Consider the following 25,765-nt stretch of genomic DNA (forward strand, 5'->3'; position numbering starts at 1 on the left):
CGGTCAGGCGGTGAGGAACGGTGCGAGTCGCGCGCCCAGGATCGCCGGCACATGAGCATGGATGGCGGTGCCGTCCGCGACGTGCTCCTGCGTCAGGATGATGCCCGTCTCGTGCACGGCCGAGACGAGGTCGCCGCGGTCGTACGGCACGAGCACGCGAACCTCGACCGGAGGAAGCGGCAGCATCCCCTCGATCCGGGCACGGATCTCGTCCACGCCCTCGCCGGTTCGCGACGAGGCGAACACCGCATCGGGCTCGAGTCCGCGCAGCACCAGCCGCGTGTCGTCATCGATGAGGTCGGCCTTGTTGAACACGACCAGCTCGGGCAGCTCACGCGCACCGACGTCACCGATCACATCCCGCACCGTCGCGAGCTGCGCGGCGGGGTCCGGATGAGCGCCGTCGACCACGTGCAGCACGACGTCGGCCTCACCGACCTCTTCGAGCGTCGAGCGGAAAGCCTCGACGAGCTGATGCGGCAGATTGCGCACGAAGCCGACCGTGTCGGTGAACGTGTAGACGCGCCCGTCGGAGGTCTGGGTGCGCCGCACCGTCGCGTCGAGAGTTGCGAAAAGGGCGTTCTCGACCAGCACGCCAGCGCTCGTCAGGCGGTTGAGAAGACTCGACTTTCCGGCATTGGTGTATCCGGCGATCGCCACCGACGGCACGGTGTGACGGTCTCGCTCGGCCCGTTTGGCGGCCCGTGCGGGGGCGAACGACGCGATCTGGCGACGCAATTGCGCCATGCGGGTGCGGATGCGGCGGCGATCCAGCTCGATCTTGGTCTCACCCGGTCCGCGGGAGCCCATCCCGGCGCCCGCGGCTCCGACCTGACCTCCGGCCTGGCGGCTCATCGAGTCACCCCATCCACGAAGGCGCGGAAGCAGGTACTCGAGCTGCGCCAGCTCGACCTGCGCCTTTCCCTCGCGGCTCTTGGCATGTTGGCTGAAGATGTCGAGGATCACCGTCGTGCGGTCGATGACCTTCACCTTCACGACGTCTTCGAGCGCGCGCCGCTGGCTAGGGGCCAGCTCCGTGTCGGCGATCACCGTGTCGGCGCCCACAGCGGCGACGAGGTCGCGCAGCTCCTCGGCCTTGCCTCGGCCCAGGTAGGTCGCGGGGTCGGGATGCGGCCGCCGCTGAAGCACGCCGTCGAGAACGACCGCCCCGGCGGTCTCGGCGAGGGCCGCCAGCTCGCGCAGCGAGTTCTCGGCGTCTTCCTGCTCCCCCTGGGGGTGCACCCCCGCCAGGACGACGTTCTCCAGGCGCAGCTGGCGGTACTCGACCTCGGTGACGTCCTCGAGTTCGGTCGACAGCCCCGGCACGCGTCGCAGCGCCGCGCGGTCTTCGCGATCCCACTGGGCGCCATCGTCGTCACCGCGGCCGGCGGTGCGCACATCCTGCAGCGCCTGCGCCCCCGAGAAAACCGTGACACCCGACCGCCCGTTCGCCCGCGACAGCACGCGTTCGACGGGGTCGAGCGGTGCGTCGTCGGCTCCGTGCGTCGTGGTGGTATCGGTCATCCTCGCCTTTCGTCATCGTGGCCGGCGGCATCGCAGCCGCGGCTCGTCACACCCGGGGCGCGCTCTCTCGCGCCGAGCGGGCATCGGTGAATTCTAGCTCCCCCTGAGGCTGTCCGCTCCGCTACGCTCGTGCTCCATGGGGAGCGATCACTACTTCACCGCGACTCCCGCAAGTCCCGAGAACCTCCGCACGATCCGCGTGACCCTGGCGGGCCGCGATGCGGATGTCGTGACCGCCGGCGGGGTGTTCAGCCCAGACCACATCGACGCCGGAACGGCGGTTCTCCTCGCCAACACGCCGATGCCGCCGCAGGGCGGCCATCTGCTGGACATCGGCTGCGGGTGGGGACCGATCTCCCTCAGCATGGCCCTGGAAGCCCCGCACGCGACGATCTGGGCCGTCGACGTCAACGAGCGCGCGCTCGATCTCACGCGCCGGAACGCCGCATCCCTGGGCCTCGCCAACGTCAACGCGGTGACACCCGAGGATGTTCCCGCCGATGTCGCGTTCCGGGCGATCCGATCGAACCCGCCGATCAGGGTCGGCAAGGATCAGCTCCACGGGCTGCTCGAGACGTGGATCCCTCGCCTCGACGAGCGCTCCGACGCGCATCTCGTGGTCTCCCGCAACCTCGGATCGGACTCGCTCCAGCGCTGGCTCGCAGCGACGTTCGAACGGGGCTACAGCGTGCACCGGGTGGCCACCGGCCGCGGGTTCCGGGTGATCAAGGTACGGCGGCGCGGCGCGGCGGCGACCGGCGTCATCCCCCTGCCCTGAGATCCGAAGCACCGGTGGGCACACGTGGGCACGCGTGTGCAGGCGTGGGCACCAACTCAGGCTGAGCCTCGCCCGGCCGCCGTGATTCGGCGGCAACGTGCGGGCACGCCCTCCTCAGCCTGAGTCAGGGCACGGCGAGCAGACTGAACCAGGGCAGCGCAGGCAGCGGGTCAGGGCACGGCGAGCAGACTGAACCAGGGCAGCGCAGGCAGCGGGTCAGGGCACGGCGAGCAGCCTGAGTCGGGGCACGGCAGGCAGCGGATCAGGCGAGGGTGATCTCGCCGGTGTAGACGAGGGCGGCCGGACCCGAGAGCAGCACGTGCGAGCCGTCGGCGTGCGGCACGAGGCGCACGCCGAGACGACCGCCGGGGACATCCACGCTCCACTGCTCGGGCGCGCCGGCTCCGGCCCAGTGACGCACGGCGAGGGCGGCGGCGGCGACGCCCGTTCCACAGCTGAGGGTCTCCCCCACGCCCCGCTCGAACACGCGCATCCGGATGCGGCCGACGCCGTCGTGGACGAGAGGGTCTTCGGGCACGACGAACTCGACGTTCGCTCCCGCCGGCGGCGCGGGATCGAGGATCGGAGCCACGGTGAGGTCGAGGTCCTGCAGCTCCTCCACCGACGACAGCGCGACGACCACATGGGGGTTGCCGAGGTCGGCATGCTGACCCGGTCGCGGGACGCTCAGCCCGCGGGCACGCACGAGCACGTCGTCGTCCACGACATCCCACCGGCCGAGGTCGACCTCGAATCCGAGGGTGCTGCGCGTCAGGGTCTTCACGCCCGCGCGCGTGCCGATGCGCAGCGGCTCTTCCAGGGACGCCAGACCGGTGTCGACGAGGTACTTCGCGAACACCCGCGTGCCGTTGCCGCACATCTCGGCCACCGAGCCGTCGGCGTTGCGATAGTCCATGAACCATTCCGCTCCGGAGGCGGCGGCGGTGGCGCCCTCCTCGATCGACGTCGAGCGGATGACGCGCAGCAGGCCGTCTCCTCCGATGCCGAAGCGTCGATCGCACAGGATGGCGACATGGTCGTCGGTGAGATCGAGCGCACCGTCGGGATCGGCGATCACGACGAAGTCGTTCCCCGTGCCGTGGCCCTTGGTGAACGCGACGGTCTGCGGCATCCTGTCAGTCTACGGGCGCTGCGGCCCGCACGCGTGCGACGGCGTCGCGGGCAGCATCGGGCGACGGCTCTACCCACGTCAGCGCGTCATAGCGCCGGAACCACGAGACCTGGCGACGGGCGTAGCGCCGCGTGAGGGCCTGGGTCTGCGCGATCGCGTCGCTCTCAGCGATGCGGCCGTCCACCTGCGCGAGCGCCTGGGCGTAGCCGATCGCGCGACGTGCCGTCACCCCGTCTTCGAGGCCACGCGCCCGCAGCCGCTCCGCCTCCGCCACCAGCCCCTCCGCCCACATCGCCTCCACACGGCGATCGAGCCGTCCGACCAGCTCGGCACGGTCGACGTGCACGCCGAGGAGCGTCGTCTCCGGATGCCACAGCGACGGCGTCTCCGGCAGCGCGGCACCGTGGGTGCTCTCGCCCTGCATGACGATCTCCAGCGCCCGGACGACCCGACGACCGTTGCGTGGATCGATGCGCGCGGCGGTGGCGGGGTCGAGCTCACGCAGCCGCGCGAAAAGGATGCCGGCTCCGTACCGGTCGAGGTCGGCCTCCAACTCGGCACGCACGGCGTCGTCGTGGGGCGGAAAACGGAAGTCGAAGACCACGCTCGAGACGTACAGTCCCGATCCGCCGACCAGCACCGCATCCGCACCACGCGCGAAGATGTCGGAGATGGTCTCACGCGCGGTCGGCTGATACCAGGCGACCGCAGCCTCCTGGGTGACATCCAGCACGTCGAAGAGATGATGCGGGATGCCGCGACGCGCCGACTCGGCGAGCTTCGCCGTCCCGATGTCCATGCCGCGATACAGCTGCATGGCATCGGCGTTGACGATCTCCGCCGGGCGCCCCCGTCCGATCAGCTCCTCGGCGAGAGCGAGCGAGAGCGACGTCTTGCCGGTGCCCGTCGCGCCGGCGATCACCCACAGCCGCGCGGCGCTCACCCGCCGATGCGCAGGCTCGGGAGCCCGAGGGAGACCGCCCGGATACCGTCGGCGGCGGACGTCGCCGGCACACCGCACGATTCGGCCTGCGAACGATCCCAGGCATCCCCTGCGCGCGTTCGGCGGATGCGCAGCGGCTGCCCGTCCGGAGCGTCCGCCAGCAGGTGGAACGGCGCGGCATGGGTCACCGTCACCGACACGACATCGCCGGGCCGCGGAGCCTCGGACCCGCGCGGAACCTCGAAGTGCACGAGGCGGTTGTCCTCGGCGCGGCCGGTGAGCCGGTGCGTCTCCGCGTCCTTCTTGCCCTCACCGGTGGAGACGAGGACCTCGAGCTCGCGACCGAGCTGGGCGTGGTTCTCCTCCAGACTGATGCGTTCCTGCAGGGCGACGAGACGCTCGTAGCGCTCCTGCACGATGGCCTTCGGCAGCTGGTCGGGCATGGTCGCCGCGGGCGTGCCCTCACGGATCGAGTACTGGAAGGTGAAGGCCGACGCAAACCTGGACTGCTCGACGACGCGCATCGTGTCCTCGAAGTCCTCGTCGCTCTCCCCCGGGAAGCCGACGATGATGTCGGTGGAGATGGCCGCGTGCGGGATGCGCTCGCGCACACGGTCGAGGATGCCGAGGAACTTCGAACTGCGATACGAGCGTCGCATCGCCTTGAGGATCCGATCGCTTCCGGACTGCAGTGGCATGTGAAGCTGCGGCATGACCTGCGGCGTCTCGGCCATCGCGTCGATGACGTCGTCGGTGAAGGCCGCCGGGTGCGGGCTGGTGAAACGGATCCGCTCGAGGCCCTCGATCTCCCCCGCGGCGCGGAGCAGCTTGCCGAACGCCTGGCGATCCCCGAACTCGACGCCGTAGGAATTGACGTTCTGTCCGAGCAGGGTGACTTCGATGGCCCCGTCGTCGACGAGCATCCGGATCTCGTTCAGGATGTCGCCGGGGCGTCGATCCTTCTCCTTGCCCCGCAGACTCGGCACGATGCAGAAGGTGCAGGTGTTGTTGCACCCGACGGAGATGGACACCCATCCGCTGTGAACGGCGTCACGCTTGGTCGGGAGCGTCGACGGGAAGACGTCGAGGGATTCGAGGATCTCGAGCTCGGCCTCGCCGTTGTGACGAGCTCGCTCGAGCAGATTCGGCAGCGAGCCCATGTTGTGGGTTCCGAAGACGACATCCACCCACGGCGCCTTGTCGATCACCGCCTGCTTGTCCATCTGCGCCATGCAGCCGCCCACGGCGATCTGCATGCCCTCGTGACGATCTTTCCGGGACTTCAGATGCCCGAGCGTGCCGTACAGCTTGCCGGCGGCGTTGTCACGCACCGCGCAGGTGTTGATGACGATCACGTCAGCCTCGTCGCCTTGTTGCGCTTTGACGTACCCAGCGCTCTCGAGGGAGCCGGAGAGACGCTCGGAGTCGTGCACGTTCATCTGGCATCCGAGCGTTCGCACCTCGTAGGTGCGGGCTCGACCGTCGGCGGTCGTGGCGGCAGGAGAGGGTGCGATCAGCGTCGGCGCGGAGGAGGGCATGGACATGATCTGCTCAGTCTACGATCGCCCATCGTGACCTGCCGAGCACACGCTCGGCATCAAGCCCCACCAAGGCAACCATGGCACTCCCGGGGCGGCGGCGATCAGGAGAACCTGACGCCTCGCGCGCCACGATGCTCGTCAAGCGCACGCCGCGCGGCCTCCATGGCGACCGAACCGGCGTATCCCCGGCGCGAAAGCTGGCCGACGAGCCGCCGCAGCGCGACGTCCTGTTCGACACGGTCCAGCTGCCGAGCCTTCGTGCGCGCGAACTCGAGCGCGCGATCGCCGTCGTCGTCGGGCAGGCCCGCGAGCGCCGCGTCGACGACGTCACGGGGAATGCGACGCTTCTGCAGCGCCATGGCGATCGCGGTACGCCCCTGACCCTTGCGATCGACGGCGACATGGATCAGGTGCTCGGCGAGCGACGAGTCGTCGAGGTAGCCACGGCGACACGCATGGTCGATGATCGACGCAGCGAGACCGTCGTCGAGTTCGTGAGTCGCGAGGAACGCGCGGGCCTCCGCGATCGACAGAGGCTTGCTCCGAAGCTTGCGCAGAAGCTGCTTCTCCGCGGCGTCACGGGCCTCGTCGGCGTCGGCATGACCGACGATCTCGGTTTCGTGGGCTTCTCGAGAAAGACCCGGATCCGACGTCCAGGTGCGATCCCATCCACCGGCCCGGTCGGGCGGAAGCTCATCCGCGGCCGCCGATGCGGCCATACGCGTCGTGTCTGCGCCACTGCCACGCGGGCCGAAGAGGGGCGTGACGGGGGCGAGGCGCTCATCCGCCTCCTCGCCCCCGTCATCGGCGAACCGGACCATCAGGCCGGTCGGCGGGCGGCCAACTCGTCGGCCGAGGCTTCAACGCGGGGCTGGCCGATCCCGAGCTTCTCTTTGATCTTCGTCTCGATGTCCGCCGCGATATCCGCGTTCTTGATCAGGAAGTTCCGGGCGTTCTCCTTGCCCTGGCCGAGCTGCTCACCGTCGTAGGTGTACCAGGCTCCCGATTTCTTGACGATGCCGTGCTCCACGCCGAAGTCGATCAGGCTTCCCTCTCGAGAGATACCGACACCGTAGAGGATGTCGAACTCGGCCTGCTTGAACGGCGGGGCCATCTTGTTCTTGACGATCTTCACCCTCGTGCGGTTTCCGACGGCGTCGGAGCCGTCCTTCAGCGTCTCGATGCGACGGATGTCCAGGCGCACGGAGGCGTAGAACTTCAGCGCCTTTCCGCCCGCGGTGGTCTCGGGCGAGCCGAAGAAGACGCCGATCTTCTCACGCAGCTGGTTGATGAAGATCGCGGTGGTCTTGGTGGTGTTGAGCCCACCGGTCAGTTTGCGCAGCGCCTGCGACATCAGGCGCGCCTGCAGACCCACGTGGGAATCACCCATCTCTCCTTCGATCTCGGCCTTCGGCACGAGAGCCGCGACGGAGTCGATGACGACCAGGTCGATGGCACCGGAACGGATCAGCATGTCGGCGATCTCGAGCGCCTGCTCTCCTGTGTCGGGCTGCGACACGAGGAGCGCATCGATGTCGACGCCGAGCTTCTGCGCGTAGTCGGGGTCGAGGGCGTGCTCCGCGTCGATGAACGCGGCGATCCCGCCGGCGCGCTGGCAGTTCGCGATGGCGTGCAGGGTCAGCGTCGTCTTACCCGACGACTCCGGTCCGTAGATCTCGATGATGCGCCCGCGAGGAAGCCCGCCGACGCCGAGCGCCACGTCGAGCGCGATCGATCCGGTCGGGATGATCTCGACCGGGGCGCGTTCGTCGCTGCCCAGGCGCATGACCGACCCCTTGCCGAACTGGCGGTCGATCTGGGCGAGAGCCGATTCGAGGGCCTTCTCGCGGTCAGCGGGTGATGGCATGGCGTGCTCCTTATGCTCGCAATCCGTCGCCTGTAGGCTGTCGCGCTCCTCTCCGGCGGATCGGATGCTGCGACAAGGCGTGGGGTCTCGATGACGCGATCCACGGTAGGAGGGGGCTCCGACATCGCGTCGGAGATCCGGCACCGGCCGGGGATCACGTGGTCGAAACGACCCGTGTGCAGCACACTACGGCACGATTCGAACACATTTTCGAGGCACGCGGCGTGTCGTCATCGACGGGGTTCGAGTCGCCCGACACCGTGCCGTCGCTCCGGCGGAACGTCCATCTCGATGCAGAGGGCGATCCACACCTCGCGCGGCGGCACGCCGGCATCCAACGCGGCCGACGCCGTGCGGTCGCCGATCCCCGGGATGACCAGATCGTCGAGCAGCGCTCCGCCTCGGGGACCGAACTCATCGTCGACGGCGCGACGGAATTCACTGCGCCGCATGGACTCTCCCGTGAGGGAGGGCGGTCACCGGAGCGTCAGCTCGGCGTCGACGGAAGCGACGAGGTCGTCCGGGACCACGTCCGGGAACGTCTGCAGACCTTCGAGCACGGACAGGCGGTCGCCCACCTCGCGCATGATCGTGGAGATCGGCACGTCGAGAGCCTCGGCCAGTGAGGCGAGGATCTCGCTCGAAGCCTCCTTCTGGCCGCGCTCCACCTCACTGAGGTAGCCGAGCGCGACGCTGGCGCGGCTGGCGACCTGGCGGAGGGTCTGCCCCTTCTGCTGACGGAAGTCCCGCAGGACTTCCCCGATCTCCTGACGCACAAGGATCATGTCGGGCCCCTCCTCACTTGTGATTCCGATCGCCGGGTGCACCACAGTACAACACCGTGATGTCCAATCTAATCCCGGCCCCTTTGCATGGGGTGGGAATCACCGAATGTAACCGAAGGGAAACACCAGGCATTCCCGAACACCCTCGGCGAGCGTCGAATTCAGTCAGATCATCGACGTCGCGAGCGCGAGCGCGCGGTCGACGCTTCGCCGACGGATCTGATCGCGCTCGCCCTGCAGCGAGAGCTCCTCGACACGGCGGCCGTTCGGCGACGCGACCGCGACATAGACCCGGCCCACGGGAGATTCGCCCTGTGGAGCGGGACCGGCGACGCCCGTCGTGGCCACGCCCACGTCGGCACCGAGCCGTCGACGCACTCCCTCGGCCATGGCGGCCGCCACCTCCGGATGCACCGGACCGTGCGCGGCGAGAAGATCTCGCGCGACGTCGAGGAGCACCGCCTTCAGCTCGGTCGCGTAGGCCACGACGCCACCGAGCACGACGGCTGAGGACCCCGGCACAGCCGTCAGCTCAGCGCACACGAGTCCGCCGGTGAGCGATTCGGCGGTGGCGAGCGACCACCCCCTCCGCCGCAGCGCCTCGACGAGCGTCGCCGCGTCGTTCATCGGCGCGAGCGGCGCGCTCCGCGCACCTCGGACACCACGTAGTCGACGCCGCTCGCGATCGTGAGGACGAGGGCGATCGCCATCGCGACGCCGTTGACCCAGAAGATGCCGTCGCCGACCACGGTCCACAGTGGCAGCAGAGCGAGGGCCAGCGCGACGCCCTGAGCCACCGTCTTGAGCTTTCCCATCCAGGCGGCGGCGAGAACGTGGTCGCTCACGACGACGAAGCGATAGACCGTGATGCCGATCTCGCGGATCAGGATGACGATCGTCACCCACCACGGGAGCTCCCCGAGAATCGAGAGCCCCACGAAGGCGAAGCCGGTCAGCACCTTGTCGGCGATGGGGTCGAGCAGCTTGCCGAGATCGGTCACGATGTCGTTCGCCCGCGCGAGGTGTCCGTCCAGACCGTCGGTCGCGATCGCGACGACGAAAAGGACCGCGGCCGCCCAGCGCAGACCACCGTCGGCGCCATCGTCGGCGAGGAGCATCCACAGGAAGACCGGCGCGCAGAGGATGCGCACGATCGTGATGGCATTGGGGAGCTGACGAGGAACGGCCATGGTCATCATTCTCGCCCGGTCAGGCCCCAGGCATCCTCATCCTCATCCACCTGGACCACCGGCTTGCCCTCGTACTGAGCCTCCAGCGGATCGGCCTCGTAGGGGTCAGCCGGCGCAGCGGAGGGCTTGGGGGTCTCTGCGGGTCCGTCCTCCCCCCGCAGGCGCGCGAGCACCCCCGGGAGCTGCTCGTTGGTGACGAGAACATCGCGGGCCTTCGAGCCCTCAGAGGGCCCGACGATCTCCCGTGACTCGAGCAGGTCCATCAGCCTCCCGGCCTTGGCGAAGCCGACACGCAGCTTGCGCTGGAGCATCGAGGTCGAACCGAACTGGGTCGACACGACCAGCTCGGCTGCGGCCAGGAGGAGCTCGAGGTCGTCGCCGATGTCGGCATCGACTTCCTTCTTCTCCACGGCCGCTTCGACGTCCGAGCGGTACTCGGGGCGTGCCTGATTGGTCACGTGCGAGACGACCTTCTCGATCTCGCTCTCGCTGACCCACGCGCCCTGCACACGGAGGGACTTCGAGGCTCCCATCGGCAGGAAAAGCCCGTCGCCCTGGCCGATGAGCCGATCGGCCCCCGGCTGGTCGAGGATGACGCGCGAATCGGTCACGCTCGTGACGGCGAAGGCGAGGCGCGACGGCACGTTGGCCTTGATGAGGCCCGTCACGACATCGACGCTCGGTCGCTGCGTCGCGAGCACGAGGTGGATGCCGCTCGCGCGGGCCAGCTGCGTGATGCGGACGATGGAGTCCTCGACGTCGCGCGGTGCGACCATCATGAGATCGGCGAGCTCATCGACGACGACCAGCAGATAGGGATAGGGCTTCAGCACGCGCTCGCTGCCCTCGGGCAGTTTCACCTCACCGGCGACGACGGCCTTGTTGAAATCGTCGATGTGGCGGAAGCCGAAGGAGGCGAGGTCGTCGTAACGCATGTCCATCTCCTTCACGACCCACTGCAGCGCCTCGGCCGCCTTCTTGGGATTCGTGATGATGGGCGTGATCAGGTGGGGAACCCCGGTGTAGGAGGTCAGCTCGACCCGTTTCGGGTCGATCAGCACCATGCGCACATCGCTGGGCTTCGCACGCATCAGCAGGCTCGTGATCATGGAGTTCACGAAGCTCGACTTGCCCGAGCCGGTGGATCCGGCGACCAGCAGGTGAGGCATCTTCGCGAGGTTGGCCACCACGAAGCCGCCCCCGACGTCCTTGCCGACGCCGATGGTCATCGGATGCGTCGATTGGACGGCCGTCTGCGAACGCAGCACGTCACCGAGGGTGACGATCTCCCGGTCGGTGTTCGGGATCTCGACACCGATCGCGCTCTTGCCCGGGATCGGCGCCAGGATGCGCACCTCGTTCGAGGCGACGGCATAGGCGATGTTGTTGGTGAGCGCGGTGATGCGCTCGACCTTCACGCCCGGCCCGAGCTCGATCTCGTACTGCGTGACGGTCGGGCCGCGCGAGAAGCCGGTGACGGTCGCGTCGACCTTGAACTGTTCGAAAACGCCCGTGATGGCGGCGACGACCGCATCGTTCGCCTCGGACCGCGACTTGTGGGGCGTCCCCTGGGCGAGTGCGGTGACGGACGGCAGGCGATACGGCGCGCTCGGCTGGTCCCGCGGCGCGTCGCCGCCGATGCCGGACAGGCCGGGCAGATCATCATCCGACTCGCTGTCGGCGTCGTCGCGCAGCGACGTCTGCGAGCCCGACGCGGACAGTCCGGCCAGCGACACCGGATCGATGACCTCGGTGACCGCGTCGTCGGCGGGGCGGGGCATCGTCGTCGGCTCCGGTGCCGGCGGCTGGATCGCCTTCTCGAAGCCGCCCTCGGGCGCGCCCGGCGCGAGCAGCTCGGTGAGGTCCTGGGATCCGAGCTCTCCGTCGGCGTCCTTCTCACGGCCGCTCTTGTTCCGCCGCCACCAGGGCACACCATCGTCGGAGCCGTCGCCGTCGGCGGCGTCGCCGTCGTCTGTGAACCGCGGCGATCCCGCCTCGGTGCGCTCGGCGCCGAACATCCACGCATAGAGGTCGCCGAGACGTCGGCCAATGCGGTTCGGCGGGGTCTTGGTCAGGATGAGCACGCTCAGCAGCGTCAGAACGCCGAGCACGATGCATCCGCCGACGTCGGTGAGCAGCATCGCGAGCGGCTCGCCGATCATCCACCCGAAGACGCCGCCGGCGCCGCTCAGGGCCGGGAGCCCCTCACGCGGCTGCGGCCGCCCGCCGGCGATATGGCAGAAACCGGCGATGGTGACCACGAAGAGGCCGAAGCCGATGCCGATACGGCCGTTGTCGTGCACCGAGGACGGGTGGCGGAACATCCACCCCGCGAGGAACACCAGGAGCACCGGCATGACGAACGCGACGCGCCCGACGAGGCCGCCGACGGAGTAGGCGCTGATGGCGGCGCCCGCCTCGGTGCCGATGAAGAACCACTCCACGACCGCACCGATCACCGCGAGGAGGACGAGCAGGAGCGGCAGGCCGTCACGGCGCTGGTCCTTCTCGAGCGTCTCCGGACCGAACGCCCGGAACAGGCCTCCGACCCCGTGGGCGAGTCCCATCCACGCGCGCACGGTCAGAGCCGGCTTGTCCTCGTCTCCCACGTAGCGCGTGGGCGTCGGGTCGGGCTTGCGGGCGCGCGTCGAGGAGCCCTTCCCGGGCGCCCGCCCGCGCGAGGTGGAGGTGGAGCTCTTGGCCATGCGATCCACGGTAGGCGAGGGCGCCGACGTTCCCCGGGAGCGACTCGGCGGTGCACAGGCACCGCGCCGCGCGGGCGATTAGGCTCTGCGGGGAGAGTTTCCCGTCCCGCCCATCGAGAGAGAACGAATGGCATCGCGCAGTCTCGGCCTCCGGTCGCATGTGAACTACCTCGTCTACCGCGTCCGCAACCTCAACGCCGGATCCGTCGTCGAGCGTGCGCGCGAGGTCTCTCGACAGTTCGGCAAGCCCGTCGCGACGGTGGTCGCGGACATGTACTGGCAGGCGGCGTTCCACAAGGTCGGCTTCCAGGACTACGTCGACTACGACTTCGCCATGCTCACCCGCGCCGAGCGCAAGACGTTCATGACGCATCCGATCTCGAACGCGATCTCCCAGAAGTACGACCACCCGGACTACCGGCACCTCTTCCACGACAAGTTCGCGTTCGTGCGCGAGTTCTCCGATCTTCTCGGCCGCGACTGGATGATGCTCGACGCCGGCAACGCCGACGAGCTCGCGGCGTTCATGGCGACGCACCCCACGATCATCACCAAGCGCCAGACCGGCCAGGCGGGCTCGGCCATCACCCGCTACACGATCGACGACGTCGACGACGCTGCGGCCTTCCACCGCGGACTCCTCGAGCGCGGTGAGCTGCTCATCGAGGAGAACATCGTGCAGCACCCCGACCTGGCCGCCGTCTGTCCCGGCACCGTCAACTCGACGCGCATCGCGGCCTTCTTCGACGGTGAGAAGACCCACATCCTCGCCATGGCGCAGAAGTTCGGGCGCGGACAGGCCGCCGACCAGATGGACTTCGGCGGCTTCTACACGATGCTCGACGAGCACGGCAAGGCGATGGGCGACGGATACGACTCGCACGGCCACGTGTGGGAACGACACCCCGACACCGGATTCCCGATCGCCGAGTTCCGCCTGCCGATGCTCGAGGAGGCGCTCGACCTCATCGATCGCGCCGCGCGCGTCGTGCCGCAGGTGCAGTACGTCGGATGGGATGTCGCGATCACCGAGAAGGGTCCCGTGCTCATCGAGGGCAACTGGGGCACGGGTGTCTACGAGATCAAGCCCTCGGTCCTCGGCCGCCGCACCGGTCACCGCCCGCGCTACCGTGAGGTGATCGGCTTTTGACGCCGGCCGGGCTCTCGGTCGAGGTCTCCGACGGGGCCCTCGTCACCGGCGCCCGAGCCGCGGCCGCCGCCGGCATCGTCGTCGACCTCCGTCGCGACGCCTGGGGCCATGGCATCGACGCCGGAGTGCGGGCCCTGCTGGCCGCGGGGGTCGACCGGGCGTGTGTGGAGCCCGCCGACGCCCCCCGCCTGCGAGCGGCCGGGCTCCACGGGGTCGCGCCGCACGGGGATTCCGCGGTCTTCTACGGACTCTCCGCGGGCGCCGACCCCGCGATGCACGCTTCATCGTGCATCCTCTCGACGAAACCGCTCCGGGCGGGCGAAGGCGTCTCGTACGGGTACACCCACCGTGCAGCGGCCGACACCTGGATCGGGCTCGTCGCCGGCGGCTACGGGCAGGGCGTGGCCCGAGCGCTCGGAAACCGCATCTCGGTCTGCGTCGAGGGCCGGATGTGCCCGGTCATCGGTCGCATCGCCATGGACGTATGCGTGGTCGACCTCGGGCCCGACGGCTCGTCCGTCGTCCCCGGAGCGCCCGTCTCGCTGTTCGGAGGCGACGGCCCGGCTCGGCGCAGCCTCGACAGCTGGGCCGAGGCGACGGGATGGACGCGGGCGGAGCTGGCCGGGGTGATCGGCGCGTGCGTGCCGCGACGGAGCGTGGCCTGATGCCCGCGCGCCTCGCGGTCGATCTCGACCGCCTCCGCGAGAATCTGGCCACGGTGCGCCGCACCGTCTCCCCCGCCGAGACGCTCTTCGTGGTCAAGAACGATGCCTACGGGCACGGTCTCGAGCCCGTCGCGGAAGCGGCCTCGGCGGCCGGGATCGACTGGTTCGGATCCTTCGACATCGACAGTGGACTGCGCGTGCGCCGCGTGGTCGGCGGCGGTTCGCGCATCTTCGCGTGGACGACGACCCTCGACGCCGACTCGCTGCAGGGTGCCGCCGACGCCGACCTGGATCTCGGCGTCGGCGACGCCGCCTACCTGGAACGGATCATCGCCGCGGATCGGCACCTGCGTGTGCATCTGAAGGTCGACACCGGCCTGCATCGCAACGGCGTGCGCCCGGAGGAGTGGTCGGATGTCGTCGCACGCGCCGCACGGGCGGAAGCCGACGGACGCATCCGCGTCGTGGGCCTGTGGACCCACATCGCCGAGACCAGTGACGCCGACGACGACGCCTCGCGTGCCCTGTTCCTCGATGCGGTCGCGATCGCTCGCGCGGCCGGCCTCACCCCGGACGTGCGGCACCTTGCGGCGAGCGCGGCCGCGTTCGCCCGTCCGGAGTTCCGCGATGATCTGGTGCGTGTCGGCGCCTTCGGATACGGCATCCGCTCCGCGGGCGGACCGGATCTGCCGGGCATCTCGCCGGCCGCGACGCTCGTCGCCGACGTGATCGACGTGGCCGGGGACCGGGTGGTGATCGACATCGGATCGCTCGACGGCGTCCCGTCGGCCCTCGGCGGCCGCGTGACCGTCGGCACCGACGCCGGCGCGCGCCGCCTGCTGACGGTCGACGGCGCGACCTCGACCGTCGCCGGATATCCGGGCGCGCGCGTCGAAGACCGCGTGTACATCTTCGGGCCGGGAGCGCACGGCGAGCACAGCGCTACGACCGTCGCGGAATCGATCGACACGGTCGGCGAGGAGCTCCTCGTGCGCCTGCGCCCGGGGCTGGAGCGGTCCTACACCGGGGCGATCACGCCTCGATGACCAGCGGAACGATCATCGGACGACGCCGCAGACGCTGATTGACCCAGCGTCCGATCGTCCGCCGCACCACCTGCGACAGCGCGTGCTGGTCTCGCACTCCCGACTGCGCCGCTTCGGCCAGCGCGGCGGCGATCTTCGGCTTGACGTCTTCGAAGACCTTGTCGTCCTCGGCGAAACCGCGCGCGTGGATCTCCGGACCGCTGATGATCTTGCCCGTCGCGGCATCGACGACGACGATCACGGAGATGAAGCCCTCCTCGCCCAGGATGCGACGGTCCTTCAGGTCGGCGTCGGTGATCTCGCCGACCGACGAGCCGTCGACGTAGACGAAGCCGAGATCGAGCTGACCCACCGCGAGCGCCTCGCCGTCGCGAAGATCGATGACCGTGCCGTTCTCGGCGAGCAGCGTGCGCTCGGCGGGAACGCCCGTGTCCTGGGCGAGTTTGGCGTTGGCCATCAGGTGGCGGTATTCGCCGTGGATCGGCAGGACGTTGCGCGGGCGCAGGATGTTGTAACAGTAGAGCAGCTCGCCTGCCGCTGCGTGGCCGGACACGTGCACCTTGGCATTGCCCTTGTGCACCACGTTGGTGCCGAGCTTGGTGAGACCGTCGATCACGCGGTACACGGCGTTCTCGTTGCCCGGGATGAGGCTGGAGGCGAGGATGACGGTGTCGCCGGGGCCGGGCTCGATCTCGTGATCGAGGTTGGCCATGCGGCTGAGCACGGCCATCGGCTCACCCTGCGAACCGGTCGACATGTAGACGATCCGGTCGTCGGGGAGATCGCGCGCCTTCTTGTAGTCGATGAGCACACCGGAGGGCACCGTGAGATAGCCCAGCTTCTCGGCGATGGTCATGTTGCGCACCATGCTGCGTCCGAGGAGGGCGACGCGCCGGCCGTGGGCGTGGGCGGCATCCAGCACCTGCTGCACGCGGTGCACGTGGCTGGAGAAGCTCGCCACGATCACGCGGCGCGGCGCCTTGCCGATGACCTGGTCGAGGACCGGCCCGATCTCCCGCTCCAGCGGGGTGAACCCGGGCACGTCGGCATTCGTGGAGTCGACCATGAACAGATCGATCCCCTCCTCGCCGATACGTGCGAAGGAGCGCAGGTCGGTCAGGCGCCCGTCGAGCGGGAGCTGGTCCATCTTGAAGTCGCCCGTGGCCAGAACGGTGCCGGCGACCGTGCGGATGGCCACGGCGAGCGCATCCGGGATGGAGTGGTTGACGGCGATGAACTCGAGGTCGAACGGACCCACCTGCTCGCGCTGGCCATCGGCGACCGTGAGGGTGTAGGGCTTGATGCGGTGCTCTTTGAGCTTCGCCTCGGTCAGCGCGAGGGTGAGCCCGGATCCGATGATCGGGATGTCTCCCTTGAGCTTCAGGAGGTAGGGCACGGCGCCGATGTGGTCTTCGTGGCCGTGGGTGAGCACCACCCCGACGATGTCGTTCAGGCGCGACTTGATCGGCTCGAAATCGGGCAGGATGAGGTCGACACCCGGCTGATGCTCCTCGGGGAACAGCACACCGCAGTCGACGACGAGCAGCTTGCCGTCGATCTCGAAGACGGTCATGTTGCGACCGACCTCCCCGAGACCCCCGAGCGGGATGACGCGGAGCGTGCCCTTCTCGAGTCCGGGCGGCATGGCGACCGACGTGGGAGGGGTCATCGGGTGGTCCCCGAGACCTTCGGGAGCGCTCCGCCGGCGGCGGCGTTGCGGTCGGGGCGGAAGTTGCGGAACTCCGCACCGTCGACTCCGCTCACCAGCGCGAGCTCGTCTTCGATCATGGCCGCCTCCCATTCCTCCGGACCGACCAGCGGCAGGCGCACGCGAGGGCTGGAGATGCGTCCCAGGCCGTGCAGGATGTACTTCGCCGCGACCGTCCCGGGAACATGCGTCATCACCGCTCGCACGAGAGGCTCGAGGGTCTGATGCTGCGCCGTCGCGGTGGCGAGGTCGCCGGCGTTGACGGCATCGACGATTGCGCGGTAGGGCGCCGGAGCGATGTTGGCGGTGACCCCGATGAGTCCGCTGGCGCCGATCGACAGGTGCGGCAGGACATTGGCGTCGTCGCCCGAGAAGTACATCAGGTCGGTCTGATTGAGCACCCGACTGACCTCGCTGAAGTCTCCCTTGGCGTCCTTCACGGCGAGGATGTTCGGGTGCTTGGCCACGCGGAGGAGCGTCTCGTAGGCGATCGGCACGCCGGTGCGGCCCGGGATGTCGTAGAGGATGACCGGCAGATCGGTGGCGTCGGCAACGAGCCGGAAGTGGGTCAGAATGCCGGCCTGGGTGGGCTTGTTGTAGTACGGCGTGACGATCATGATGCCGTCGGCACCGGCCTTCTCACTGGCCTTGTACAGCTCGATCGCGTGCGCGGTCTCGTTGGAGCCTCCGCCGGTGATGATCTTGGCTCGACCGGCCGCGACGTCTTTGCCGACCTCCACCAGACGCAGCTTCTCCGCGTCGGTGAGGGTCGAGGTCTCCCCCGTGGTGCCGGTCACGACGACCCCGTCCGCACCGGCGGACACGACGTCGTCGATGTGCTTCTCCGTCGCCGGCCAGTCGACCTCTCCGTCGGCCGTCATCGGGGTGATGAGGGCTACGAGCACCTGGCCGAAGGGATTGGCGTCGAGCGTCATGCCTCCAGGCTATCGTCTCGCGGCGTCCGCTCAGCGACCGCGCGTGCCGACGCTCGCGCCGAGCGATGCCGGCAGGAGAGCAGCCACGCGCGCGAGCGCCTGGTAGCGCAACGACGGAATCGAGACCCCGCGTCCCTTCGCGGCGGCGCGCAGTGACGCGGTCACGACCTCGCGCGCGTCCAGCCACATCCACCCGGGCACGCCCTCGCGCCCGGGAGCCAGCCCCATCCGCTCGTGGAAGCCGGTGTGCGTGAAGCCCGGGCACACCGCGGTCACCGTCACGCCACGCGCCGCGTAGGCGGCGTTCGCCCAACGACTGAAGTCCACCAGCCAGCGCTTGCACGCCCCGTAGGTCGACCGCGGCAGATAGGCGGCGACGGATGCGACGTTGACGATGCGGCCGTGACCGCGCGCGAGCATGCCCTCAAGAGCGGCGTGGGACAGGCGGAGCGGCGCTTCGACGTGGACGCGCAGATGATCGACCTCGCGTGCGACGTCGTTCGCCGCGAAGTCGAGAGGGAGACCGAAACCGGCGTTGTTGACCAGGAGCTCGACCGGCGCATCGGCGGCCGTGAGCCGCGCGGCGACGCGATCCACCTCGTCGGAGACGGCGAGGTCGGCGCTGACCACCTCCACCTTTACGCGGTGGCAGGCACGGATGGCTCCGGCGACCGCGTCGAGCGCCTCGAGATCCCGCGCGACGAGCACGAGGTCGGCGCCGCGCGCCGCGAGCTGGCGCGCGTATTCCGCACCGAGTCCCGAGCTTGCTCCGGTGATCAGCGCCGTGACCATGGTTACGGCGCCACGCGTCCGTTGGCGTTGAACGACGCGTGGGTCAGCGGCATGAGTTCACGCCACTGCGCCTCCATCTGCTCGGCGCACATCTCGATCTCCCGCTGGGGGAACGACGGGAAGTGCGTGCCCTCGACCTTGGTGCGCAACGAGAGGAAATTCATCAGCGCACGGGCGTTCATCGTCACGTACATCGACGAGTAGATGTTCAGCGGGAGCACGATGCGCGCCACCTCGCGGGCGACCCCGGCCTCCAGCATGCGCTGATACGCCTCGAACGCCTGCACACTCGCAGCACGCGTGGCCTCGTCGACCAGGGCGAACTGCTCGTCGTCGCCGGGAAGGAACTCATACGCTCCCGGCCGGCCGACCTGCACCAGGTTGCGCTCGCGAGCAGGCACGTAGAACACCGGCCGAAGCTCGCGGTAGCGTCCGGACTCCTCGTTGTACGACGCGATGCGATGCCGCATGAACTCGCGGAAGACGAAGATGGGCGCCTGCACGTAGAAGGTCATGGAATTGTGCTCGAACGGCGAGCCGTGGCGATCCCTCATCAGGAAGTTCACGAGACCCCGGTCACGACCCGAGGCCTCCTCGCCGCTCTGCGCGGACTCGAGCGTCTGCTCACCCTGCGTCGACACGCGTGCCGCGAACAGAACGTCGGAATCCGAGGCGCTCGATCTGACGAGATCGACGGTCATGTCACTGCGGAACTGGATGTCGGCGTCGGTCACGGTGCCACCCTACCCGCGCCGCGCCGGGTCGCCGTGTTACGACGGTGGTCGCGTTCGCACCGGATTCGGCCTCCCGCGGCGCGCGAACGTCTAGCCTTGTGGGTTGTGGACATCCTGGCCTCCCTCCTCGGCGTCGCTGTGCTGATCGCCGTCACCGCCGGCATCGGAATGCTCGTGCGCGCCCGCCAAGGTCGCCTCCGTCGCGGCGTCGCACACGAGGTGATCCAGCCGCGGCGCCTGGGGGCCGACAGCCTCGGCGAGCGCGCGACGCTGCTGCAGTTCAGCACCGAACTGTGCGCCAAGTGTCCCGGCGTGCACCGCACGCTCTCGCAGATCGCCGAAGCACGCGACGGCGTCCGCCACCTCGACATCGACCTCACTCACCGTCCGGACATCGCCAAGCACTTCCACGTGCTGCAGACGCCGACGACGCTCATCCTGGACGCCCGCGGCGCCGTGCAGTCGCGCGTGGGCGGCGTGCCGAACCGTCACATGCTCGAGCTGGAGCTGGCGCACCTGACGGGGAGCAGCGCCCATGTCTGACACAGGCATCGACCCGCGCGGCCCTCGTTTCGCCGCCGCCATCACCTCGCTTCTGCTGCTGATCGACGTCTTCCTCGCGTTGAGGGGACTCGCGACGCAGCGAGCCGGCGAATGGTTCGCCGATCAGCCCCTGGCCGCGGCGGCGTTCACGCCCGACGCAGGGTGGGCGATTCAGGAGGCGAGCCTCGCGCAGCGCGCTCTGGACCCGGCGTTCCTCCTGCTGATCGTGATCGCCCTTCTCTTCCTGTGGGGCGTGATCGCGCCGCGCACCGCGCCGTGGAGCGTGCTGTTCCGCCGCGTGATCGCGCCACGTCTGCCGAAGCCCACCGAACGCGAGGACCCGCGCCCGCCGCGCTTCGCCCAGGGCGTCGGCCTCTTCGTCTCGGTCATCGGTCTCGCGCTGCACCTCGCCGGTGTGCCGTGGGCACTGCCCGTTGCCGCATCGCTCGCGTTCGCGGCCGCTTTCCTCAACGCCGTCTTCGGGCTGTGCCTCGGCTGCCAGCTCTACCTCGTGCTCCAGCGGGCGGGCGTCGTGGGGCGCGAGCGCCCCGCGGTCTGACCGACCCGCCGCACGCCAGCTGTCAAGCCGTCGCGGACGGCTGAGCGCCCCGTTAGGCTGACGGCGTCCGCCACCGGCGGATCATCCGTCACCGCCACGAGGAACAGGGGCATCATGACCGTCACGAGCGAAGCGACCACCGCCTGGAAAGGCTCCCTCACCGACGGCGAAGGCACCGTCTCGCTGGTGTCTTCGGGGGCTGCTTCCCTCCCGGTGAACTGGAAGGCGCGCAGCGAGGGATCCACGTCGACCACCACGCCGGAGGAGCTCATCGCGGCCGCGCACGCTTCGTGCTTCAGCATGGCGCTCTCCCACGCACTCGCCGGGAACGGCACCCCTCCGGAATCGGTCGACACGACCGCATCGGTCACGTTCCAGCCCGGCACCGGCATCACCGGCAGCCACCTCAACGTCAACGCGGTCGTGCCGGGAATGGATGCGGATGCGTTCGCCCGCATCGCCGAGGAGGCGAAGACCGGATGCCCCGTGTCACAGGCCCTCGCCGGGATCGACATCACGCTCGAGGCGACGCTTGCCTGATTCTTCACCGGGTCGCATCGTCATCGGGGGCGCGAGCGGACTGATCGGGCGAGCGCTCGTCGACGACCTGCGCGCCGACGGCCATGAAGTCGTCCGCCTCGTGCGTCGCACCGCCACGGCTCCCGACGAGGTGGAATGGCTCACGGACACGCGCCCGCTCGATCCCGAGGTGCTCGCCGGCGCTCGCGCCGTGGTCGGCCTCGGCGGCGCGAGCATCGGACGCTTTCCGTGGACGCGGTCGTACCGCAGCACTCTGCTCTGGTCGCGGATCACCCCGACCCGCGCCCTGGCCCGTGCCGTGCGAGAGCTCGGCGACGACGCCCCCGCGTTCCTGTCGGCCTCCGCCGTGGGGTATTACGGGGCGTTTCCGCCGGGCGACGTCGACGAGACGACGCAGCGCGGCGAGGGTTTCCTCGCGGATGTATGCGGCGAGTGGGAGCACGCCGCACTCGGGGCCGGTGACCGCGCGCGCGTGTCGCTGCTGCGCACGGCGCCCGTCGTGCACCCGGAGGGCGTCTTGAAGCCGCTCATGCTCCTGACCCGCCTCGGTCTTTCCGGTCCGATCGGTCGCGGGACGCAGGTGTGGCCGTGGATATCACTGCAGGACGAGGTGCGCGCCATCCGCCACATCCTCGACACCGGGATTCTCGGCCCGGTCAACCTCACGGGGCCGACCCGAGCGACCGCGAACGATCTGGGCTTCGCCCTGGCGGTGCGTATGAATCGCCCGTATCTGCTCCGGGCACCCGCCTGGGCGCTGCGCGCCGCACTCGGCCGCGATGCTGTGGAGGCGCTGCTCACAACCGATGCGAACGTCGTTCCGGCCGCTCTGGAGGCATCCGGCTTCTCCTTCACCCATTCGACGGTCGAAGCCGCTGTCGCAGCCGCGCTGGCGGAGGCTGATTAGCGCCGACTGTCCGCCTCGAGCGTGATGGCCCGTCGCACAGCCTCCCTGGCGCGCCGCCGATCCCCCGACGCGTCATAAGCCAGCCCGAGGCGATACCACGCGCGCCAGTCGTCCGGGCTGGCCGTCACCTCGTCCCGATATCGCGGGAAGACGGCGTCGGCATCCTCGCGCAGCACACGACCGCTCGGTCGCACCCCCACCGCTTCCTCGGGGAGGTCGTGTTCGGCTTCGAGCCGCAGACCGAGCTGCTGGGCGCGCCATCCGAACCACAGTTCGCGTCCGAGCGCCCACACCGCCACCACGGGCAGCACGATCAGCGCCACGCCCATCGTGATGCCGACGGGATCGCCGGTGCCGAGCAGCAGCACCGCGCGCCATCCCACGAGCGCGATGTAGAGCGCCAGCAGGACCGCCATGACGGCGACCCCGATCTTGACGCTCATGCTCCGGTTGTGCGCGCCACCTGGCCGGGCACTCCACCCTCATCGACCGGGGGCCTGCCACCGGAATGCGGGGTGCGGATGCCGATGTCGAGGAAGCTGTCGAGGCCGATCACGACGCCCCGGCTCACGATCGCGTTCTGAAGGGCCAGGCGGATGCCGGGGGCGTAGGCGCGTGCCGGCTCGATCGTGTCGTGGGTGATCGTCAGCGACTCCCCCGGGCCCGAGAGCACGACGTCCTGCTTGGCCACCACACCCGGGCGACGCAGCGAGTGGATCGGGACGCTCGCCACCCGCTGCCCGCGAGCGCGCTGATCGACGTGCGGGGACTCGACCGGGCCCACCGCACTCCGCGCCGCTGCGACGAGCTCGGCCGTGCGCACGGCGGTGCCGCTCGGAGAGTCGACCTTGGACTCCCGGTGCGCCTCGACGATCTCGATCGAGGGGAAGAAGGGTGCCGCGGCGCTGGCGATAGCCGACCCGATGACGGAGCCGAGCGAGAAGTTGGGAATGAACACGGCGCCGGTGCCGGCCGCATCCACCAGGGGCCGCACGAGGGCGATGCGCTCGGCTGACCACCCCGACGTGCCCACGAGCACGTTGATCCCGCGCTCGACGGCCCCGCGCACCACGTCGATCGACACCGCCGGGGTGGACGCATCGACGACGAGGTCGGCGCCGTCGATCTCGTCGATCTCGGAGCGGGAGGTGAGCACGGCGTGCTCGACGTACGCGTCGTCGGCGTTCACGATGTCGCGGATGATGCCGCCCAGCTTGCCGGTCCCGCCCACGATGGCCACGCGCGTCGTCATGTCTCCACCGTAGCCCGCCCGCGCCTCCCGGGCGCGCACGCGCACCGACTACTCTTCAGGGATGCTCCGCATCACCGCCGAACCGGTCGACTCCGAGGTGTCGCGCATGCTGCTCTCGGAATACTTCGACGCGCGCGCGGCATCCTTCCCGTCTCGCACCTACACCCGCTCGTCGCCGGACGCCGCGATGTTCACGGCGCCGGCGGGTGTCTTCGTCGTGGCTGCGGACGAGGACCACCCGGTCGGCTGCGGCGGCATCCGCCGGCTCGAAGAGCAGGGCGACGCGATGCGCTACGAGGTCAAGCATCTCTACCTCCGTCCCGAGACGCGGGGCCGAGGGTGGGGCCGGGCGCTGATGGAAGATCTCGAGCGTCGCGCACGTGCGTTCGGCGCAGACGAGCTGGTCCTCGATACCCATCACACCCTGGATGCCGCCGCCGGGCTCTACGCCGCCACCGGGTTCTCCGCCATCCCGGCCTACAACGACAACCCGAACGCGACGCGCTGGTACGGCAAGGCTTTGTCCTGACGGCGAGCCGCCCCGCGCCGGTCAGACGGGATGGGTCTCGGGGAGGCCGGTGCGCAGCTCGACCGGAAGGTGGGCGAGGTCGTTGTGTGTCAGCAGCATCCACGGGCGGCCCTGCTTCTGAGCGATCACCGTCAGACCGCAATGGGCCTGATTGAGGGTCATCCACTTCCACTCCGGAGCCTGCAGGATCTCGCGCACGAACCACGCGATGACGGTGTTGTGCGTGATGATCAGCTCGTGGACGTCGCCGCTTCGACGGCGAAGGAATTCACTCACGGCGTCCGCCATCTGGGCTCGCCCGGCGTCGATCTCCGCGTCGGTCACGCCGCCGAAGAAGGGTTCGAAGACCGCGGGCGTGTCGGGCGTCATGCCCGTCGGTACGCAGTCGAACAGGAGGGCCGAGGGCTGCGGCGACAGCGAAGGCATGCGCTCGGCGAACGCACGCGCGGTCTCACTCGCACGCTCGAGGGGCGAATGCCACACGCTGTCGAACGGCACTCCCGAGAGCCGGTCCGCGAGGGCCGCTGCCTGTCGACGACCGCGCGGTGACAGCGGTCCGTCGACCAGTCCGTGCTCGGCATCCTGGTGCTCGCCATGTCGCACGAGGTAGATGTAGTGCGTCACGTCACTCGCTCCATCGGGATGTCATCGGGCGCCCCTTCGGGCGCCCTTCCACCCTATGTCACGGCCTCTTCGCCCTCGCCCGCCGGGCGGCGCGTCGGCGATGCCGATCCTCAATCGGCGGCGCGGGCGATCTCTGCCAACTGGGCCCGGCTGAGATGCACGCCGACGCCCTGCATGAGCTCCTCGACGTGCTGCGCCGCATACGCGTTGACGATCGGCGCGCTCACCAGCTTCTGCGCGAGCAGCCACGCGACGGCCACGGCGGCATCCGGAACGCCCAGCTCCGCCCCCACCACGTCGAGCGCGCGGAGCGTGCGCGTTCCACGACGGTTCAGACTCGCCGCCAGCTGCGCACCGCGCACCGACAGCGCCCCCTTGGACCGGGTGCGGTGACGACCGGCGAGGAATCCGTGCTCGAGCGCGTGAGACGGCGTGACCGCCAATTGCTGCGCCCCGGCGATCAGCCGCAGGTCCTCGTCGAACTCGTGGCGGCGGAGGATGTTGAAGGGCACGTCGAGCACGTTCAGCCGTGGGAAGCCGGCGGACGCGAGGATGCGCGCCTCGATGAGCTGCGTCGCGGTGTAGCCGATCGCGCCGAGCGCTCGCGCCTTGCCGGTGTCGACGAGCCACTCGGCGGTCGCCAGCGTGTCTTCGAGCGCGGTGGCCGAGTCGGCGGTCGCGTCGAGGTAGATCAGATCGATGCGGTCGGTGCGCAGTCGGCCGAGCGAGGACTCCACCGCGCGGACGAGGTCGACCGGCCCGAGCCCGGGATTGTCGGGATGGCCGCCGATGCGGACCGCCAGCACCATGTCGTCACGCAGGCCGCGGGAGTGCATCCACTGGCCGATGATGTGCTCGCTGCGTCCTCCGGAGAAACTGTCGGCCGTGTGCACGGCGTTCCCGCCGAGCTCCGCGTACGCATCGAGGATGTCGTGGCTGGACTCGAGATCGACGTTCCACCCGAACTCGGATCCGCCGAGAATGAGCGGGAAGATCTCGAGACCGGTCTCACCGAGCCTCTCCCGGAGCCCGGTCGCGACCCCCGGTCCCTGCACCGGGATCGGCGCGGACGGGTGGTGTCCGCGGGATGTGTGGGAGCCGGCGGCCATCGCCGCAGCGTTTCCCCCGAAACCCGCGTTCGCTCCGATCACCGACATCCCACACCCCCTCGCGAATCTCGAGGCGGGCACCCGCCCCTCGCGCCCCCCGGCACGTGATTCGAGGGTACGGCAGCGGCGCGCAGGATCGTTGCTCCCAGGCGACGTGGCGGTGAACTATACATAACGCTTTCATCACGGTCAATGGCGAATGCCCGC

Annotated in this window: 28 protein-coding genes; 9 read left to right on the forward strand and 19 right to left on the reverse strand. The window is 69.5% G+C overall.

What is annotated here, in order from left to right; all coding sequences use genetic code 11:
• Positions 1-3 precede the first annotated feature (3 nt).
• Positions 4-1,524, reverse strand: coding sequence for a GTPase HflX (gene hflX / locus B3S45_RS13435; protein ID WP_286721215.1), 1,521 nt, complete (start codon positions 1,522-1,524; stop codon positions 4-6).
• A gap of 136 nt (positions 1,525-1,660) precedes the next feature.
• On the opposite strand from hflX, the gene B3S45_RS13440 reads away from it, so the two are divergent.
• Positions 1,661-2,302: a class I SAM-dependent methyltransferase gene (locus B3S45_RS13440; RefSeq protein WP_286721217.1), complete on the forward strand. Its 642-nt coding sequence runs from the start codon at positions 1,661-1,663 to the stop codon at positions 2,300-2,302.
• 262 nt (positions 2,303-2,564) lie between these two features.
• On the opposite strand, the gene dapF is transcribed toward B3S45_RS13440, so the two are convergent.
• The 10 genes from dapF to B3S45_RS13490 all read right to left on the reverse strand — a co-directional run bounded on the left by dapF (position 2,565) and on the right by B3S45_RS13490 (position 12,465).
• The gene (gene dapF, locus B3S45_RS13445; protein ID WP_071045712.1) at positions 2,565-3,434 is read right to left on the reverse strand and encodes a diaminopimelate epimerase; all 870 of its coding nucleotides are present in this window, start codon (positions 3,432-3,434) and stop codon (positions 2,565-2,567) included.
• Positions 3,435-3,438: 4 nt separating this feature from the next.
• A complete protein-coding gene (miaA, locus tag B3S45_RS13450; RefSeq protein WP_286721219.1) occupies positions 3,439-4,377 on the reverse strand; it encodes a tRNA (adenosine(37)-N6)-dimethylallyltransferase MiaA in 939 nt (312 codons plus the stop codon).
• Positions 4,374-5,921 carry a tRNA (N6-isopentenyl adenosine(37)-C2)-methylthiotransferase MiaB gene (gene miaB, locus B3S45_RS13455; RefSeq protein ID WP_286721220.1) on the reverse strand — a complete coding sequence of 516 codons (1,548 nt, stop codon included), beginning with the start codon at positions 5,919-5,921 and terminating at the stop codon, positions 4,374-4,376. Before miaB ends, miaA begins: the two co-directional genes overlap by 4 nt.
• Before the next feature lie 98 nt (positions 5,922-6,019).
• Complete coding sequence (locus B3S45_RS13460; protein ID WP_286721222.1) at positions 6,020-6,739, reverse strand: regulatory protein RecX; 720 nt, start codon at positions 6,737-6,739, stop codon at positions 6,020-6,022.
• Entirely contained in the window at positions 6,739-7,785 is a 1,047-nt protein-coding gene (gene recA, locus B3S45_RS13465) for a recombinase RecA (RefSeq protein ID WP_071045708.1), read from the reverse strand. Before recA ends, B3S45_RS13460 begins: the two co-directional genes overlap by 1 nt.
• A 230-nt stretch (positions 7,786-8,015) precedes the next feature.
• Positions 8,016-8,237, reverse strand: a complete 222-nt coding sequence (locus B3S45_RS13470; RefSeq protein WP_286721224.1) for a DUF3046 domain-containing protein — start codon at positions 8,235-8,237, stop codon at positions 8,016-8,018.
• A 24-nt stretch (positions 8,238-8,261) separates the two neighbouring features.
• Positions 8,262-8,570 carry a helix-turn-helix domain-containing protein gene (locus tag B3S45_RS13475; protein WP_071045706.1) on the reverse strand — a complete coding sequence of 103 codons (309 nt, stop codon included), beginning with the start codon at positions 8,568-8,570 and terminating at the stop codon, positions 8,262-8,264.
• 165 nt (positions 8,571-8,735) lie between these two features.
• Positions 8,736-9,197, reverse strand: a complete 462-nt coding sequence (locus B3S45_RS13480; RefSeq protein ID WP_286721227.1) for a CinA family protein — start codon at positions 9,195-9,197, stop codon at positions 8,736-8,738.
• The gene (gene pgsA / locus B3S45_RS13485; protein ID WP_286721229.1) at positions 9,194-9,760 is read right to left on the reverse strand and encodes a CDP-diacylglycerol--glycerol-3-phosphate 3-phosphatidyltransferase; all 567 of its coding nucleotides are present in this window, start codon (positions 9,758-9,760) and stop codon (positions 9,194-9,196) included. The genes B3S45_RS13480 and pgsA overlap by 4 nt, the downstream gene beginning before the upstream one ends.
• Positions 9,761-9,765: 5 nt before the next feature.
• A complete protein-coding gene (locus B3S45_RS13490) occupies positions 9,766-12,465 on the reverse strand; it encodes an FtsK/SpoIIIE family DNA translocase (RefSeq protein WP_286721231.1) in 2,700 nt (899 codons plus the stop codon).
• A gap of 127 nt (positions 12,466-12,592) precedes the next feature.
• Between B3S45_RS13490 and B3S45_RS13495 the strand changes: the two genes are divergently transcribed.
• Genes B3S45_RS13495 through B3S45_RS13505 form a run of 3 tightly spaced genes read left to right on the forward strand, consistent with a single transcriptional unit; the run spans position 12,593 to position 15,326 of the window.
• The gene (locus B3S45_RS13495) at positions 12,593-13,615 is read left to right on the forward strand and encodes a sugar-transfer associated ATP-grasp domain-containing protein (protein ID WP_286721233.1); all 1,023 of its coding nucleotides are present in this window, start codon (positions 12,593-12,595) and stop codon (positions 13,613-13,615) included.
• Positions 13,612-14,280, forward strand: a complete 669-nt coding sequence (locus B3S45_RS13500; RefSeq protein ID WP_286721235.1) for an alanine racemase C-terminal domain-containing protein — start codon at positions 13,612-13,614, stop codon at positions 14,278-14,280. Before B3S45_RS13495 ends, B3S45_RS13500 begins: the two co-directional genes overlap by 4 nt.
• On the forward strand, positions 14,280-15,326 hold the full coding sequence (locus B3S45_RS13505) for an alanine racemase (protein WP_286721237.1): 1,047 nt from the start codon (positions 14,280-14,282) through the stop codon (positions 15,324-15,326). The genes B3S45_RS13500 and B3S45_RS13505 overlap by 1 nt, the downstream gene beginning before the upstream one ends.
• On the opposite strand, the gene B3S45_RS13510 is transcribed toward B3S45_RS13505, so the two are convergent.
• Genes B3S45_RS13510 through thyX form a run of 4 tightly spaced genes read right to left on the reverse strand, consistent with a single transcriptional unit; the run spans position 15,313 to position 19,462 of the window.
• The gene (locus B3S45_RS13510; RefSeq protein WP_414683096.1) at positions 15,313-16,971 is read right to left on the reverse strand and encodes a ribonuclease J; all 1,659 of its coding nucleotides are present in this window, start codon (positions 16,969-16,971) and stop codon (positions 15,313-15,315) included. The genes B3S45_RS13505 and B3S45_RS13510 overlap by 14 nt on opposite strands.
• A gap of 20 nt (positions 16,972-16,991) precedes the next feature.
• Positions 16,992-17,969, reverse strand: a complete 978-nt coding sequence (gene dapA, locus B3S45_RS13515) for a 4-hydroxy-tetrahydrodipicolinate synthase (RefSeq protein WP_071045701.1) — start codon at positions 17,967-17,969, stop codon at positions 16,992-16,994.
• A 30-nt stretch (positions 17,970-17,999) separates the two neighbouring features.
• Entirely contained in the window at positions 18,000-18,761 is a 762-nt protein-coding gene (locus tag B3S45_RS13520) for an SDR family NAD(P)-dependent oxidoreductase (protein ID WP_286721241.1), read from the reverse strand.
• A 2-nt stretch (positions 18,762-18,763) separates the two neighbouring features.
• Positions 18,764-19,462, reverse strand: coding sequence for an FAD-dependent thymidylate synthase (gene thyX / locus B3S45_RS13525; RefSeq protein WP_071045750.1), 699 nt, complete (start codon positions 19,460-19,462; stop codon positions 18,764-18,766).
• 138 nt (positions 19,463-19,600) lie between these two features.
• Here thyX and B3S45_RS13530 point away from each other — a divergent pair, with 138 nt between their 5' ends.
• The 4 genes from B3S45_RS13530 (at position 19,601) to B3S45_RS13545 (ending at position 22,044) form a co-directional block, all read left to right on the forward strand.
• The gene (locus tag B3S45_RS13530; RefSeq protein ID WP_286721243.1) at positions 19,601-20,038 is read left to right on the forward strand and encodes a TlpA family protein disulfide reductase; all 438 of its coding nucleotides are present in this window, start codon (positions 19,601-19,603) and stop codon (positions 20,036-20,038) included.
• A complete protein-coding gene (locus tag B3S45_RS13535) occupies positions 20,031-20,597 on the forward strand; it encodes a DUF4395 domain-containing protein (RefSeq protein ID WP_071045698.1) in 567 nt (188 codons plus the stop codon). Before B3S45_RS13530 ends, B3S45_RS13535 begins: the two co-directional genes overlap by 8 nt.
• A 114-nt stretch (positions 20,598-20,711) precedes the next feature.
• On the forward strand, positions 20,712-21,137 hold the full coding sequence (locus B3S45_RS13540; protein ID WP_071045697.1) for an OsmC family peroxiredoxin: 426 nt from the start codon (positions 20,712-20,714) through the stop codon (positions 21,135-21,137).
• A complete protein-coding gene (locus tag B3S45_RS13545; protein WP_286721247.1) occupies positions 21,130-22,044 on the forward strand; it encodes a TIGR01777 family oxidoreductase in 915 nt (304 codons plus the stop codon). Before B3S45_RS13540 ends, B3S45_RS13545 begins: the two co-directional genes overlap by 8 nt.
• Here the strand turns inward: B3S45_RS13545 and B3S45_RS13550 are convergent.
• Entirely contained in the window at positions 22,041-22,487 is a 447-nt protein-coding gene (locus tag B3S45_RS13550) for a hypothetical protein (RefSeq protein ID WP_071045695.1), read from the reverse strand. The two genes, B3S45_RS13545 and B3S45_RS13550, sit on opposite strands and share 4 nt — an antisense overlap.
• Positions 22,484-23,296, reverse strand: a complete 813-nt coding sequence (dapB, locus tag B3S45_RS13555) for a 4-hydroxy-tetrahydrodipicolinate reductase (RefSeq protein WP_071045694.1) — start codon at positions 23,294-23,296, stop codon at positions 22,484-22,486. The genes B3S45_RS13550 and dapB overlap by 4 nt, the downstream gene beginning before the upstream one ends.
• A 61-nt stretch (positions 23,297-23,357) precedes the next feature.
• Here dapB and B3S45_RS13560 point away from each other — a divergent pair, with 61 nt between their 5' ends.
• Positions 23,358-23,825: a GNAT family N-acetyltransferase gene (locus B3S45_RS13560; protein ID WP_071045693.1), complete on the forward strand. Its 468-nt coding sequence runs from the start codon at positions 23,358-23,360 to the stop codon at positions 23,823-23,825.
• A gap of 21 nt (positions 23,826-23,846) precedes the next feature.
• Here the strand turns inward: B3S45_RS13560 and B3S45_RS13565 are convergent, their stop codons facing one another.
• Both B3S45_RS13565 and B3S45_RS13570 read right to left on the reverse strand, forming a co-directional pair.
• Positions 23,847-24,449, reverse strand: coding sequence for a histidine phosphatase family protein (locus tag B3S45_RS13565; protein ID WP_071045692.1), 603 nt, complete (start codon positions 24,447-24,449; stop codon positions 23,847-23,849).
• Positions 24,450-24,559: 110 nt separating this feature from the next.
• Positions 24,560-25,558, reverse strand: a complete 999-nt coding sequence (locus B3S45_RS13570; RefSeq protein WP_390178588.1) for an aldo/keto reductase — start codon at positions 25,556-25,558, stop codon at positions 24,560-24,562.
• Positions 25,559-25,765 lie beyond the last annotated feature (207 nt).

It is taken from the genome of Microbacterium sp. UBA1612, assembly GCF_002321605.1.
In the GTDB taxonomy this organism is placed as follows: Bacteria; Actinomycetota; Actinomycetes; order Actinomycetales; family Microbacteriaceae; genus Microbacterium; species Microbacterium luteum.